This window comes from Hymenobacter psoromatis (assembly GCA_001596155.1).
Lineage (GTDB): Bacteria > Bacteroidota > Bacteroidia > Cytophagales > Hymenobacteraceae > Hymenobacter.
Genome location: CP014771.1, coordinates 1,840,647 through 1,854,237 on the forward strand (window position 1 = coordinate 1,840,647; position 13,591 = coordinate 1,854,237).

Annotated in this window: 15 protein-coding genes and 1 pseudogene; 7 read left to right on the forward strand and 9 right to left on the reverse strand. The window is 60.2% G+C overall.

From position 1 onward, the window contains the following. Positions 1 to 162: 162 nt before the first annotated feature. Together A0257_07780 and A0257_07785 are read right to left on the reverse strand one after the other, a co-directional pair. Entirely contained in the window at positions 163 to 1,542 is a 1,380-nt protein-coding gene (locus A0257_07780) for an NADH dehydrogenase (GenBank protein ID AMR27018.1), read from the reverse strand. 87 nt (positions 1,543 to 1,629) lie between these two features. Beyond that, positions 1,630 to 2,283, reverse strand: coding sequence for a hypothetical protein (locus tag A0257_07785; protein AMR27019.1), 654 nt, complete (start codon positions 2,281 to 2,283; stop codon positions 1,630 to 1,632). Positions 2,284 to 2,416: 133 nt separating this feature from the next. Here A0257_07785 and A0257_07790 point away from each other — a divergent pair, with 133 nt between their 5' ends. From A0257_07790 to A0257_07815, 6 genes and pseudogenes are all read left to right on the forward strand, one after another. Continuing rightward, entirely contained in the window at positions 2,417 to 2,815 is a 399-nt protein-coding gene (locus A0257_07790; GenBank protein AMR27020.1) for a transcriptional regulator, read from the forward strand. A gap of 14 nt (positions 2,816 to 2,829) precedes the next feature. Next, complete coding sequence (locus A0257_07795) at positions 2,830 to 3,147, forward strand: hypothetical protein (protein AMR27021.1); 318 nt, start codon at positions 2,830 to 2,832, stop codon at positions 3,145 to 3,147. Positions 3,148 to 3,183: 36 nt separating this feature from the next. After that, positions 3,184 to 3,882, forward strand: coding sequence for an HAD family hydrolase (locus A0257_07800; protein AMR27022.1), 699 nt, complete (start codon positions 3,184 to 3,186; stop codon positions 3,880 to 3,882). A 169-nt stretch (positions 3,883 to 4,051) separates the two neighbouring features. Further along, positions 4,052 to 5,716 carry a 1-pyrroline-5-carboxylate dehydrogenase gene (locus A0257_07805; GenBank protein ID AMR27023.1) on the forward strand — a complete coding sequence of 555 codons (1,665 nt, stop codon included), beginning with the start codon at positions 4,052 to 4,054 and terminating at the stop codon, positions 5,714 to 5,716. 537 nt (positions 5,717 to 6,253) lie between these two features. After that, entirely contained in the window at positions 6,254 to 7,126 is an 873-nt protein-coding gene (locus A0257_07810) for an ABC transporter permease (protein ID AMR29668.1), read from the forward strand. Between the two features lie 183 nt (positions 7,127 to 7,309). Continuing rightward, positions 7,310 to 8,158 (forward strand): annotated as a pseudogene (locus A0257_07815) (methyltransferase type 11). Between the two features lie 18 nt (positions 8,159 to 8,176). Here the strand turns inward: A0257_07815 and A0257_07820 are convergent. The 3 genes from A0257_07820 to A0257_07830 form a co-directional block, all read right to left on the reverse strand. Next, entirely contained in the window at positions 8,177 to 9,484 is a 1,308-nt protein-coding gene (locus tag A0257_07820) for a hypothetical protein (GenBank protein ID AMR27024.1), read from the reverse strand. 486 nt (positions 9,485 to 9,970) lie between these two features. After that, positions 9,971 to 10,594, reverse strand: coding sequence for a hypothetical protein (locus A0257_07825; protein AMR27025.1), 624 nt, complete (start codon positions 10,592 to 10,594; stop codon positions 9,971 to 9,973). 3 nt (positions 10,595 to 10,597) lie between these two features. Further along, positions 10,598 to 10,795: a hypothetical protein gene (locus tag A0257_07830; GenBank protein ID AMR27026.1), complete on the reverse strand. Its 198-nt coding sequence runs from the start codon at positions 10,793 to 10,795 to the stop codon at positions 10,598 to 10,600. A 491-nt stretch (positions 10,796 to 11,286) separates the two neighbouring features. On the opposite strand from A0257_07830, the gene A0257_07835 reads away from it, so the two are divergent. Beyond that, positions 11,287 to 11,694, forward strand: coding sequence for a hypothetical protein (locus A0257_07835; protein AMR27027.1), 408 nt, complete (start codon positions 11,287 to 11,289; stop codon positions 11,692 to 11,694). A 115-nt stretch (positions 11,695 to 11,809) separates the two neighbouring features. On the opposite strand, the gene A0257_07840 is transcribed toward A0257_07835, so the two are convergent. From A0257_07840 to A0257_07855, 4 genes are all read right to left on the reverse strand, one after another. Further along, positions 11,810 to 12,205: a hypothetical protein gene (locus A0257_07840; protein ID AMR27028.1), complete on the reverse strand. Its 396-nt coding sequence runs from the start codon at positions 12,203 to 12,205 to the stop codon at positions 11,810 to 11,812. Continuing rightward, positions 12,202 to 12,387 (reverse strand): hypothetical protein, encoded by a 186-nt coding sequence (locus A0257_07845; protein AMR27029.1) that lies wholly within the window; start codon positions 12,385 to 12,387, stop codon positions 12,202 to 12,204. Before A0257_07845 ends, A0257_07840 begins: the two co-directional genes overlap by 4 nt. Positions 12,388 to 12,629: 242 nt before the next feature. Then, the gene (locus tag A0257_07850) at positions 12,630 to 13,364 is read right to left on the reverse strand and encodes a hypothetical protein (GenBank protein ID AMR27030.1); all 735 of its coding nucleotides are present in this window, start codon (positions 13,362 to 13,364) and stop codon (positions 12,630 to 12,632) included. After that, positions 13,364 to 13,564 carry a hypothetical protein gene (locus tag A0257_07855; protein AMR27031.1) on the reverse strand — a complete coding sequence of 67 codons (201 nt, stop codon included), beginning with the start codon at positions 13,562 to 13,564 and terminating at the stop codon, positions 13,364 to 13,366. Before A0257_07855 ends, A0257_07850 begins: the two co-directional genes overlap by 1 nt. Positions 13,565 to 13,591 lie beyond the last annotated feature (27 nt).

The window sequence follows — 13,591 nt, forward strand, 5'->3', positions numbered from 1 at the left end:
GGCTGGCTATTAACCATTTTGCGTAAATCCTATTTGCTTGAAAGCCTCCGATATCGGCTAACAGCTCACTACCTACAGCCCATCCCATTAGGCATTGGGCGATGCCGGCTCAACCCCGGCGGCCGTCCCGTTTGCTTGCCCAGAAGCTGCGCTGACAAGGCGCTAGCGGTTTGCAACCGGCTCCTGAATGGCGGGCGGCGGCGCGTTGTATTCGGGGGTGGAAGCGCGCTCTTCGGCGGCGAGCTTCTCGGGCGCGCTCAGGTCGCGGCGGTGAAAAGGCCGGATGATGAGCCGCAACGCCTGCCCCGAGCTGAAATAGCTGAAGGCCCAGTCCACGAGCGCCACCAGCTTGTTGCGGAAGCCTACCAGCAGAATAAGGTGAATAAACAGCCACGCCAGCCAGCCCAAAAAGCCGTTGAAGTGAATGCTCTTGGGCAGGTCCACCACGGCTTTATTGCGGCTCACGATGGCCATCACGCCCTTGTTGAGATAGGCAAAAGCTTTGGGCTGCTCGCCGCGCAGGAGGCGCTGGAGGTTGTTGGCCAGCAGGCTGGCCTGCTGCTGGGCCACCGGCGCGAGCATGGGCATTCCCTTGGGCATGTCGGGCGTGACGAGGTTGGCCACGTCGCCGATGGCGAAAATATGGGGTTCGCCCTCCACTTGGTTCCAGCGGTTGACGGTGATGCGCTTGTTGCGGGTCACTACCGCGTCGGGCAGGCCGGGCACGGCCGCGCCGTTCACGCCGGCCGCCCAGATTAGATTACCGGCCTCAATATATTCGGTATCAGAATAATATGCCCGGTCGTTCTCGTACTTTTTGATGGCCGTGTTCAGCCGAATCTCTACCCCCAGCTTTTCGAGGTAGCGTTGCGCGTCGCGGTGCGAGGCTTCCGACATCGGGTTCAGCACGGCCGGGCTGGCCTCGACCAGGATGATGCGCATCTGGCTCAGGTCCAGCTCGGGGTAGTCTTTGGGCAGTACGCCCTGGCGCATTTCGGCCAGCGAGCCGCTGATTTCGACGCCCGTCGGGCCGCCGCCCACCACCACTATCGTCAGCAGCGTCTGCCGATGAGCTGGGTCGTCGGTGAGTACTGCCTGTTCCAGATTCTGGAAGATGAAGCTGCGCAGGTTCAGCGCGTTGGGGATGCTCTTAATCTGCATCGCATTTTTTTCGATGCTCTCGATACCGAAAAAATTGGTGAGCGAACCAGTCGCCAGCACCAGGTAGTCGTAGCTGATATCGCCAATGTCGGTGCGCACCGTTTTCAGGGCCGGGTCCACGGCCTGCACGTCGGCCACCCGAAAAAAGAAGTTCTTCTGGCCCGCGAAAATCTTGCGCACCGGATAGGCAATGCTGTCGGCCTCCAGCGCGCCGGTGGCCACCTGGTAGAGCAGCGGCTGGAAATTGTGGTAGTTGTTGCGGTCCACCATCACCACCTGCACGGGCGCGCTGGCCAGCTCCTGCGCCAGCTTGAGGCCCGCGAAGCCGCAGCCGATTATCACCACGCGCGGCTGCGCTGAAACCGGAAGATTTGTATTCATCAGAACGAACAAAAGGTGGCAATTGACTGCCACCTTGCTTAACCCGAAAACCTGGGGTAGGGTTGTAAAAATCCGGCCGCCAGCGAGTTAGTAATCTACCCCCTCTTTTTTCTTGAACGTGCCGTCCTTCACCTGCTTCACGAGCTGGAGCCAGCTGAAGGGGTTCAGCAACGGGTTGTTGCTGTAGGGGTTAGGCGCGGTGCCCATGCGCCGGTCGAGGTTATACTGCTGCTGCGACATGGTTTGGCGGTAGTTGGCCGTGGGTCCCATCGGCTGCGAGTTGAAAATCTTGCGCATCAGCTCCTGGTTGAGGTTGTCGGCGGCGGCCGTGCCTTTTTCGTCGGGTAGGCGCAGGGCCAGGAAAGCGCGCTTAAAATCTTTTTCGGTGGCGTAAGGGAAAATGCGCACCTCGGGCAGCATGGTGGGGTCATCCTGCATCGTCACGATTACCGAAAAGCTTTGGCGCTGATAGTCAGCCGGAATGATGATGGTCTGGTTGCGGTAGCCGAGCGAGCGAAACACGATGCTGTCGCCGGCCAGCACGGGCATCGAGAAGTAGCCGTAGGCGTTGGAGGTGGTGCCGCGGCCGGCCTTGGGCACATAGACCGACGCGCCGGGCACGCCCAGCAGGCTGTCGCCGCTGGCCACGATACCCGTAAACTGCACCACGCGGCGCTTGCCCTGGGCCCAGGCATGGGGCGCGGCTAGTAGTCCGGTCAAGAGTACCAGACTGAGCAGCAAGAGGAAACGACGACTATTCACGGCGGGAAGAGGAATTGGGAGGATGCGTTAACAAATATACGAACCTGCCCGGCCGGACGGTCGTACTTTTGAAGGGCGGAGCCGCGGCCGGCTAAGCCCTTCCTAACGGCAGATGCGCGTAAAACATTTTTCAGTTGCATTCGGGCAGCAGCTTTTTAAAGCTTTGAGTGACGAAAGCCGCGTGCGCATCCTGCATTTGCTGTGGCGCAACCAGGAAATGGTGGTCGGCGACCTGGAGCAGGTGCTCGATTTTACCCAGACCAAAACTTCGCGCCAACTGGCTTATTTAAAGAATGCCAGCCTGGTGAACGTGCGCCGGCTCGATAACTGGATGTATTATTTTCTGCGCGACGAGACGGCCGAATTACTTCCGCAAATTCTGGGTTGGATGGAGCGCGACCCACAGCTGATGCGCGACCAGCAAGTGTACCAAACGCTGTGGAACAACCGCGAGCTGGCGGCCTATAAGATTCAGAACCGCCGCTGGCTGCCCCCTACCCCCCCTCTCTAGCCCCAACTACCCAGATGCAGCGCCGAATATTTGTTTGTACCAACCAGAAGTCGGGCGTCGGCGAAGATGTCGCCAAGGCCCTCAAAAAAGAACTAAAGATTCAGGGCGTAAAAAACCTGCTGGTGCGCGGCGAAAAACTGCACACCCGCGTGCAAACCTGCAACTGCCTGGACCTGTGCAAGCACTGCAAAAAAGGCCCCGGCGCGGCGCTCATCGTGTATCCCGAGGGCGAGGTATATGGCAAGATGACGCCCAAAGATGCCGCCGGCCTGGTGCAGTACCTGGCGGGCACCGCCAGGCAGCCCAGCCAATTATTAGGCGACGAAAGCTAATCTTTTCGGGCCTCGGCCCTACCCCCCCTCCCGCGCATGAAAGCCTATCGCCACCTGTTTTTTGACCTCGACCACACGCTCTGGGACTTTGAAACCAACGCCAATGAGACACTGGAGCAGCTGTTTACGGAGTATGACCTGGCCCGCCACGGGCTGTTTTCGTTTGCCGAATTCAGCGCCCGCTACCGCGACGTGAACCACGCGCTGTGGCGGCTGTACCAGAGCAACAAAGTGACGCAGAAGCAGCTGCGCGAGGTGCGCTTCGTGCGGACGCTGACCCGGCTGGGCGTGGCGGAGGCCGATGTGCCCACCGATATGTCGGCGCGCTTCACCGATATTCTGCCCCACAAGGCGGCCGTGTTTCCGCATACCCACGAGGTGCTGGGCTATTTGCAAGGCAAAGGCTACCGCCTGCACTTGATTACCAATGGCTTTGAGGACGTGCAACATATCAAGCTAAAGTCGTCGGACCTGACGCGGTATTTTGAGGAAGTGATTACCTCCGAGCACAGCGGCCACCTCAAGCCCGACCCGCGCATGTTTGCCCACGCGCTGGCCCGCACCGGCGCCACTGCCGCCGAGAGCCTGATGGTGGGCGATAACCTGGAATGCGACGTGCTGGGGGCTTACAATTCCGGCATCGACCAGGTGTATTTCAACCCCGATAAGCGCCGGCACTTTGCCGAAACGACCTACGAAATCAGCAGTTTAGATGAGCTGCGCGATTTTTTGTAAACGTTGAACCGTTTGTCATTGCGAGCTTGCGAAGCAATCGCACCAGAACGAAATCGTTCGAGCATCGTTCTGGTGCGATTGCTTCGCAAGCTCGCAATGACAAACGCTCAAAACCAAAAAACAGCGATAACCCGCACACGCTAAAGCGTATGCTACATTTCCCTACCCTATGTCCAACGCCTTTTTCCGCGTCCCTACCCCCATCAATGAGCCCGTGAAGGGCTACGCGCCCGGCGCGCCCGAGCGCATCGAGCTGGTGAAAGAGCTCAAGCGCATCAAGCAGGTGGAGGGCGATATTCCGATGCACATCGGTGGCCAGGAAGTGCGCACCGGCCGCACGCTGCCTCTGGCCCCGCCCCACGACCACCAGCATGTACTGGCCCACTTTCACGAGGGCGATGCGGGCCACGTGACGCAGGCCATCGACGCGGCGCTGGCGGCCCGCCCTGCCTGGGCCGGTCTGCCCTGGGAGGAGCGCGCCGCCGTTTTCCTGAAGGCCGCCGAGCTGCTGGCCGGCCCTTACCGCGCCCGCATCAACGCGGCTACTATGTTGGGGCAGAGCAAGAATGCGTTTCAGGCGGAGATTGACGCGGCGTGCGAGTTGATTGATTTTCTGCGGTTTAACGTGTATTTTGCGCAGGAAATTTACCGCCAGCAGCCCGAGTCGTCGCCCGGCATGTGGAACCGCCTGGAGCACCGCCCGCTCGAAGGCTTCGTGTTCGCGCTCACGCCGTTCAACTTCACGTCCATTGCCGCCAACCTGCCGATGGCGGCCGCGCTCATGGGCAACGTGGTGGTGTGGAAGCCCGCCTACCCCCAGATTTATTCGGCGCAGGTGCTGATGGAATTGTTCATCGAAGCGGGCGTGCCGGCGGGCGTCATCAACCTGATTTACGTGGATGGACCGGTGGCCGGCGACGTGATTTTTAAGCACCCCGATTTCGCGGGCATTCACTTCACGGGCTCGACCAAGGTTTTCCAGACCATCTGGCAGGAGATTGGGCAGAATATTCACCGCTATAAGTCCTACCCCCGCATAGTGGGCGAAACCGGCGGCAAGGACTTTATTGTGGCGCACCCGTCGGCCCACGCCAAGGCGGTGGCCACGGCCATCTCGCGCGGCGCGTTTGAGTACCAGGGTCAGAAGTGCTCGGCCGCTTCGCGCGTCTATCTGCCTTCCAACCTGGCCGATGAGATTCTGGGCTACGTGAAGCAGGACGTGGAATCTATGAAAATGGGTGACGTGGAGGACTTTACCAACTTTATCAACGCCGTGATTACCGAAGCCAGCTTTGATAAACTGGCCAAGTTTATTGATGAGGCCAAGGCCAGCCCGGACGCCGAAATCGTGGTGGGCGGCCACCACGATAAGTCGAAAGGCTACTTCGTGCAGCCGACCGTGATTCGGGCCAAAGACCCGAAATACGTGACGATGTGCGAGGAGCTATTCGGACCTGTGGTGACGGTATATGTTTATGACGCTGACCAATTTGAACAGACACTAGAACTGGTAGATTCGACCTCACCCTACGCCCTGACCGGCGCTATTTTCTCGCAGGACCGCTACACCATCGACCTGGCTACCAGGAAATTGGTGAACGCGGCCGGCAACTTCTACATCAACGACAAGCCGACCGGCGCGGTGGTGGGCCAGCAGCCGTTTGGCGGGGCTCGCGCCTCGGGCACCAATGATAAAGCCGGCTCGCTGCTCAATTTGCAGCGCTGGGTGTCGCCCCGCGCCATTAAGGAGACGTTCAATCCGCCCACGGCGTATCCCTACCCCTTCATGGGGGCCGAACCGAAGGAGAATTTGAGCCTGGACAAAGGTCTTTAAGAGGGTAGTACTCACTCGGAAATCCCATTCTTACCCCCGCCATCCGGGGTAGGAAGCAACGGGCGGCTTCTCGAAAGAGGGGCCGCCCGTTGGTTTTACCGCCGGCGTTGTATTTTACCTCAAATTATGGCAACTGACCTGCTTCCGCCCCGGCCGCCAGCCGCTGCCACCCCCCGGCCCCGGTCGGCGGCCGGCGGTCCGCTGCCCGTGTTTCTGGACCTGGCGCAACGGCGAATTTTGCTGGTAGGCGGCGCCAAGGAGGCGCTGGAGCAGCTCACGGCCGTGCTCGACGCCCAGCCCACGGCGGTTGTCACGGTGGTGGCGCCGCAGCTGCTGCCCGGATTGCGCACGCTAGCGGCGCGCCACCCGTCGGTGGTGCTGCTGGAGCGTGCCTTTCAACCCGACGACCTGCCCGGCCACGACCTCGTGCTGGTGGCCACCGACGATGCCGTGCTGCACGGCCTGGTGCGCGCCGGCGCGGCCGCCCGACGCCTGCACGCCGTAGCCGCCCTCGGCCCGCCCGACGAGGCGGCGGCCATTGAGCACTGGCAGCGCGTGGCCACAATTTCGCTGGTGGCGTTCGCAGTCTTCCTGGCTGTCAATATCTTATCGTATTACTTCACCTGGCCGCAGGTGTGGGAGGTAGCGCGCAACTCGGGCACGTTCTACGCTTTCGTGGCGGTGGGCTTCGGGGCGCAGCTCATCGATGGGATGCTAGGCATGGGCTACGGCGTGGTGTCGGCCATCAGCCTGATGTCGCTGGGCCTGAACCCAGTAGCGGTAAGCGCCAGCATTCACACGGCCGAAATGTTTGCCAGCGGCGCGTCGGGCTACCACCACTACCGCTTCGGCAACGTGAACAAGCGGCTGTTCAAGGTGCTGCTCCTACCCGGCATTATCGGCTCGGTGAGCGGCGCGCTGCTGCTGTCTCACTTCGGGGTAAAATATGCCGACTATATCAAGCCGATTCTGGCCGTTTACCTACTTATTCTGGGCCTGCGTATCATCAGCAAGGCGGTGCGCAAGCAGCCGCAGGTGCGCCGCAAGGTGAAAAACGCGGGCTGGCTGGCCGGCGCGGGCGGCTTTTTGGATTCGTTCGGCGGCGGGGGCTGGGGGCCGCTGGTCACGAGCACGCTCATCGCCAACGGCCGCACGCCCAACTTCGTTATCGGCACGGTGAGTCTGGTCGAGTTTTTCGTGACTTTAGCCAGCGCGCTCACATTTTTCTCGCTGGGCGGCCTCTCGCACTGGCAGATTGTGGCGGGCCTCATCGTGGGGGGCGTCACGGCCGCGCCGCTGGCCGCCCGCCTGGCCGGGCGCATCCCTACCCGCCTGATGTTCATCGGCGTGGGGCTCATGGTGGTAGTTTGGAGCCTGTGGGCGCTGCGCAAAGTGTTTATGCTGCTTTAAATGGATTGACGACTATTCGCTCCCTACCCCCTTGTTTGTCGTCATCAGGCGGGCAAGCCCCGCTAGCAAGTGACTGGCGGGGCTTTTTTGCGCGCTTCATTTTCAGGATATTTCATTTTGATTTTCAACTAATTAAGCTTAATTTTCATAACCGTTTACCCACTTACTACCCCCCCTTGCCCTATGGAAGCCGCCCTCGCTCACATCCGCGACCAGCAACAGCAAACCTGGGATTCGTTTTCGCCCGGCTGGCGGAAGTGGGATTCCTAGACGATGGATTTTCTGCGCCCAATGGGCACGAAGATTATCGAAGCGCTCCACATTCAGCCCACCGACCAGGTGCTGGACATTGCCACCGGCACCGGCGAGCCGGGCCTGAGCATCGCGCGGCTCGCGGCGCGGGGTAGCGTAGTCGGCCTCAACCTTTCCGAAGGGATGCTGGCCGTGGCCCGCGACAATGCCGCCCGGCAAGGCCTGGCCAACTACGCCGCCGTGGCCGGCGATGCCTGCGCCCTACCCTTCCCCAGCCAGCGCTTCGATGCCGTGAGCTGCCGCATGGGCTTCATGTTTTTCCCCGATATGCTACTGGCCGCCAGGGAGATGTATCGGGTGCTGAAACCCGGCGGCCGGCTGGTCACCTGCGGGTGGTCGGCCCCGGCCCACAACCCCTGGATAGCCACCATGATGGGCAGCGTGAGCGCCCACCTGACGCTGCCCGCACCCGCGCCGCTGGCCCCCGGCATGTTTCGCTGCGCCCAGCCAGGAATGCTGGCCGGCTTGCTCGAAAAGGCCGGCTTTTCGGACGTGCGCGCCGAAGAAGTGCAAAGCACCGTCGAGTTTGCCAGCCCCGAGGATTACTGGCAAAACATGATGGAAATAGCCGCCCCCGTAGTGGCCGCCATGAGCCAGGCCGATGAAGCCACCCGCGCCGCCATCAAGGCTACCCTCTTCAGCAAGCTGGAGCCGCTGGTCGTGAATGGGAAGCTAGCGCTACCCTTTGGCTCACTGGTGCTTACCGGTAATAAAGCCTGAAATAGACCTGGTTCTTACCTAGCTTGGGCACCGGGCCAGCAGGGTGCGGGCGGCCATTTGGCCGCTCACCAGCGCCGCCTCTACCGTGCCGCCGTAGGGCCCTTCATACACGCCCTCGCCCGCAAAAAACAGCGTATCGGCCACGGGCGCCGCCAGCGCGGCGCGGGCAGCGGATGCCCCTATGGTAGGGTAAGAATAGGCCCCGTACGCGTAGGGCTCCCTACCCCAGTTGTGCACGGAGTGGGCGCGCAGCTGCGCTTGCAGCGCAGCCAGGGGGGTAGCGAGCAGGTAGCTGAGCGACTCCAGCGCCTGCTGCAACACCGTTTCGGGCGGGGCATCGCGCAGGCGGTGCGCGGCGGGTCCGGCCAGCCAGCCGGTGAGCTGGGGGGTAGGGGCCGGCAGCTGGCTCCACCACGTCGGCACCGACGCATCGGAGAGCAGAAACTCCAGCTCGGGCAGCCGGCCGTGCCAGAAGGGCGTTTCAAATTCGAGGATAATCTTGATGACTGACCCAAACCCCAGCTGAGCGGCTGCCGCCCGGTGCGCGGGTATTTCCGGCTCAATGTGCAGGTAGCCCGGCTGGCCAGCAGCGAGTTGCCACACCCCAAGCGGCACCGTGCACAGCAGCTGCCGGGCCTGGTACACCGCGCCGCTTGCCGCCCGCACCAGCACCGAGCCCGGCTGCCAACTGATTTCCTGGATGGGGGTAGCCAAATGCAACGTGGCTCCGGCAGCCTGCGCCTGCGCGGCCAGCCAGTGCAGCAGCGGCCCATAGCCGCCCACCAGACGCGGCGAGTCGTCGGCGCCACCGGCGGCCCACTCGTCGCGCAGGGCCCAGGCGCTTACGCGGCTCGCATCGGCCGCGTCGTAGCCTTCGGCAAACTGGGTGGCAAACGCCCGCAACGCCACGTGTTCATCGCCCGCAAACTCGCGGGCTAGAAACTCGGCCAGGGGCAGGTCGTGGGCCAGCGCGCCCAGCTTTTCGAGCAGCAGGGGCAGCTGCGCGAAGTAGTCGGCATCCAGTTGAAGCTGGCCGTTTTGCACCTGGTAGGTCTGGCCATCAGCGGCCTCCCACCCTATGCCGGCCTCGACCAGCAGGCTGCGGGTCAGGGGCACTGCCCCGTGCAGGAACTCGGCCCCGGCTTCAATGGCCTGGGTGAAGCCGGGGGGTAGCAGCGTATGCACGCGGCCCCCTATTCTATCGCGGGCTTCTAGCAGGCACACGCGCCGCCCGGCGGCAGCCATCTCGCGGGCAGCCAGCAGCCCCGCCGCGCCCGCCCCAATAATAAGAATATCTGCACTGTATTTCGTACTCTCAGCAACCATAGTAACGCAAGAGCCAGCAAAACAAAAAGCCCCGCCAGCATAACGCCCGCGGGGCTTTTTGGTTAAAGTGACTTAGTTGCCCCCGCGCCCCCGGCCCTACCCTGCCGGGCGCGGTTTGGGGTTGTTGGCTCACTTGCCCTGCCTGCACCGACGACCCGACAGCGGCGGGAATTGACGATGGCTTCTTGCTACTACTCTCTGATAATGGTGAGCAGGAATCTTCATGAAGGGCTCTTACTCATGCTTGCCGCATCCAAGCACGGCGAAACCACTCCGGCATCTCTTAGCCCATGCTAGTGAGTTTGCGCGGTTCGTATTCAGCAAACCACCAGATGTTGGCTCCCGAGTTGTCAAATAGCTAGGGCCGGTCAACCAGTTGCATCATTTCGACCAGTAGCCCCAGGCTTTTGATATAGCGGCCCACTATTTTTTCTACCGCAACGCCGTGCCCACCTTTACTTACCCGGTTACTAACCCGGTCAATATTTACCGCTGGCGTTTCCGTTGCGATGTAATACAATAGGACTTACGCAAAAGACGTCTGTCATGGCGAGCGAAGCGCGGCAATCGCACCAGAACGACTGGCGCGGGTATCGTTCTGGGGCGATTGCTTCGCTTTGCTCGCCATGACAGACGATTTGCGTAAGTCCTAGACAAATACGTTCGGTAGCCCTTGGAGGCAGCCAGACGCAGAAAATCCAGCTTCGAGCGGTGCGACATCACCGACTCAAACGTAAAGCTTATGCTGTTTGCTAGCAGCTGATGCCTCAGAAAATCGGCTACCGTGGCTGCTACGTAGGAATCGAGGGCTGCTTCTGGCCGCAACACGATAATATTTTCGGTTATCCGTAGCCCCAGCTTTTCGCTGGTTTGCATGCCTGCCGCCGTCTGGCCGCTCGCCAGAAACTCATCCAGTCCGGCGTGCGACACTTGCAACTGATAATCAGCGGCATGTAAAAATCCCTGCCGATTCAGCAGTTTCTCAATCTCGTCCGCATTTATGTAAACCCCCAGGTTGAACTGCCCACCTAATTCTTCCAGCAAGGCTAACTTCCCTGACCTGTTCGGCCCGGAAAAAAGCTTCACCCGTGGCACCGTTGCCCCTACCATGCGTTACGCCTTACTGGCGGCATCGCGGTAGTTATCGGCCACTACCTCGCGCTGCCCGTTGGCGTGAATACGCACCAGCTTGCCACTTTCATACACCGTCACAGTCAGGCCCAACGCCCGGCTCTCACTCACGGCCCGCAACGATGCCCGGCGCGTCGCCGCCTGGAATATCTCCGCTGGAATATCTTCTGGATTTTTCATTTTGTCGCCGCCTGTTTTGCCAGGTATTTATTCATACAATATATGAACACTCTGCCGCTACGTGTCCCCGGCCCCGCCGTGCCGAGGGCGGCTAGCAGATGATTAAGACTTTGCGCGGTTTGCGCGTTTCCGGCCCCCGCCCCCGGCCGCCACCCCAGCGGCGAGGGTAGCGGGAGTTGCTGTGCCTTGCAGCAAGAGCTTACGATGTATAAGGCACCCTTTTATGATTGGGTGGCGTTATCTTGCTTTGCCATTAGCCTGCTAGAAATTATGTCACCTGCAACTCCAACTCAACCAACCAAGCTCAATAGTCTACAGCTAAGCCTGCTTCGTCTTTTTGACCGGGGCATGAGCGACGAGGATACGTTGGAAATTCGGCGGCTGCTGGTAACACACCTATCCAAGAAGCTGCAAGACGAAGTGCAGCGCATTGATAAAGAACGCGGCTACACGGCCGAAGACTACGAACGGATGCTGAACGAGCCTTCCTGATGCCAAGCGCCGTCATCGACACGAATTGTCTGCTGGTCTTGCTTAACGCCAAAAGCCCCTATTACCGCTTGTATGAGCTGTTTGCTGCCGAAGCATTCGTTTGGGTGTTAAGCAACGAAATACTGACAGAGTACACGGAGGTGTTGACTCGCCATTATTCAGCCAGCACCGCCAACCGGGTACTGGAAATTCTGGTAGCGGCTCCCAATATTCTGCACCAGGAAGCCTACTACAAATGGCAGTTGATAAGCGACGACCCCGACGACAACAAATTCGTGGACGTGGCCATTGCCGCCGGGGCCGACTATCTGGTTACGAATGACCGCCACTTCCAGCCGCTCCTACAACTGGATTTTCCTCGGGTGCCTATCGCCACGCTGCAAGCATTTCTGGCAGCAATGCTGTGAGTTTTCCTACACCGACTCACCGCATAATCAGAACAAAAGCTAACGGCTAATAGCTACCAGCCCCCCCGCCCCCCAGCTGCCACCCCAGCGGCGGCAGTAGCGGCAGTGTCCTGAGCTACTTCACTACGTCCACGCCATACAGATGAAACTTGCCATCCGAGGTCAGCACCGGCAAGTTTTCGGTTAGGGCCTGCGCGATAATGAGCAAATCGAATGGGTCGCCGTGGTCTTTCACCTTTGGCAGCGTGGCAATGTAGAGGAGCTGACTTTGCTTGATGGGCAGTAGGTGAATGCCAAACTTGCGGCGAATGACCGTTGCGAATGTTTCCAGTGAAAGGCCGTTCAGGTCCAGCTTGCCCAGGCGCACTTTGATAGCCATCTCCCAAAGGCTGGCCGGGCTGATAACAAACGCATTGCGCTGGTCAATCAAAATGCTTTGCACCTCTGCCGATAACAACCCAAAATCAGTGCCCAGCACGATTAGGGCGTTGGTATCAAGCAAATACTTCACTTGCCGCTCGGCCAGTTGGCGGGCCGGTCATGCTCATCAAAGAAATCGGGATGCACGATAATCTTACCCTTAAAGTAGTTGGGGATAATATTCGATTTCTTGGCTGGTTTGACAACCGGCTTCTTAATAGCGCTGGCCTTTTTGGCCGGGGCGGCTGTCTTCTTGGGGGCGATGGCAGGCATAGTGGTACGGGTTGAATGAGGTAAAGATAACGCCTGCTCCCGGCATCTGGTTCGCGTTAGGAAAGCGCTCAAGACGGCATGAACGAGAGCAAACTGCCAGCCGCTAAAAGCTGCTGGCTCACTTCTCCTCCGCGCCCCAGCCGCAACCCCAGCGGCGGGGGTAGCGGCAGTTTCTACTGACGATAAAACACCTCGCCCCCGCGCCCCGGCCGCCACCCCAAGCGGCGAGGGTAGCGGGAGTGTTAGCAGGTTCCCATCCAAGCGCGCCGAAACCATTCTGGTATCTCCTCCCCAATCGTCGTCAATTTACCTGGTTCATATTCGGCAAACCACCAGATGGCCGCGCCTGAATTGTCGAACAAATAAGCCCGGCTGACCTGCTGCATCGTTTCGGCCAGCAGGCCCAGGCTTTTCGCGTACCGACTCACAATTTTCTCCGTCGAAACGCCGTGTCCGCCTTTGCTTACCCGGTTGCTTACCCGGTCTACATTTACGGCCGGGGTTTCCGTAGCAATGTAGTAGAGATAGGTGCGATACCCCTGAGTCGCCGCCAGTTGCAAAAACTCTAGTTTTGACCGGTGCGACATGACCGATTCAAACGTAAAGCTGAGCCGGGCGGCCAGTAACTGGTGCCGCAGAAAATCGGCCACCGTGGCCGCCACGTAAGAGTTTACGGCTGCTTCCGGCCGCATGACCACGATGTTTTCCGCAATGTGCAGCCCGGTTTCCTGACTGGTTTGCGCCCCCACGGCCGTTTTCCCGCCCGCCAGAAACGCCGCAAAATCGGCCTGCGTTGCGGTCAGTTGGTAATCGGAGAGATGCAGGAACCGCTGTCGGACCAATTGCTTCTCTAGCTCATCGGCATTCACATACACGCCCAGATTGAACTGTCCGCGCAATTCATCCAGTAGCGCCGATTTGCCCGAGCCGTTGGGGCCTGCGAATAAGCGCAGGCGCGGAGTAGCACTTATCACCATCAGTTAGCCTTGCGGCCAGGGTTCTGGTACTGGTCTGTCACTACTTCGCGCTGCCCGTTGGGATGAATCCGTACTAATTGGCCGTTTTCGTAAACCGTCACGGTGAGGCCCAGCGCCCGGCTCTCGCTCATGGCCCGCAACGAGGCTTGCCGCGTAGCCGCTTGCAGCACTTCGGCGGGTATATCTTCGGTCTTTTTCATGGTATCGTGGCCTGCTTCATCAGGCGT

Coding starts and splice junctions, on each gene's coding strand:
- A0257_07780 (AMR27018.1), bottom strand. CDS start 1,542: ATGAATACAAATCTTCCGGTTTCAGCGCAGCCGCGCGTGGTGATAATC.
- A0257_07790 (AMR27020.1), top strand. CDS start 2,417: ATGCGCGTAAAACATTTTTCAGTTGCATTCGGGCAGCAGCTTTTTAAA.
- A0257_07795 (AMR27021.1), top strand. CDS start 2,830: ATGCAGCGCCGAATATTTGTTTGTACCAACCAGAAGTCGGGCGTCGGC.
- A0257_07800 (AMR27022.1), top strand. CDS start 3,184: ATGAAAGCCTATCGCCACCTGTTTTTTGACCTCGACCACACGCTCTGG.
- A0257_07805 (AMR27023.1), top strand. CDS start 4,052: ATGTCCAACGCCTTTTTCCGCGTCCCTACCCCCATCAATGAGCCCGTG.
- A0257_07820 (AMR27024.1), bottom strand. CDS start 9,484: ATGGTTGCTGAGAGTACGAAATACAGTGCAGATATTCTTATTATTGGG.
- A0257_07825 (AMR27025.1), bottom strand. CDS start 10,594: ATGGTAGGGGCAACGGTGCCACGGGTGAAGCTTTTTTCCGGGCCGAAC.
- A0257_07830 (AMR27026.1), bottom strand. CDS start 10,795: ATGAAAAATCCAGAAGATATTCCAGCGGAGATATTCCAGGCGGCGACG.
- A0257_07835 (AMR27027.1), top strand. CDS start 11,287: ATGCCAAGCGCCGTCATCGACACGAATTGTCTGCTGGTCTTGCTTAAC.
- A0257_07845 (AMR27029.1), bottom strand. CDS start 12,387: ATGCCTGCCATCGCCCCCAAGAAGACAGCCGCCCCGGCCAAAAAGGCC.
- A0257_07850 (AMR27030.1), bottom strand. CDS start 13,364: ATGGTGATAAGTGCTACTCCGCGCCTGCGCTTATTCGCAGGCCCCAAC.
- A0257_07855 (AMR27031.1), bottom strand. CDS start 13,564: ATGAAAAAGACCGAAGATATACCCGCCGAAGTGCTGCAAGCGGCTACG.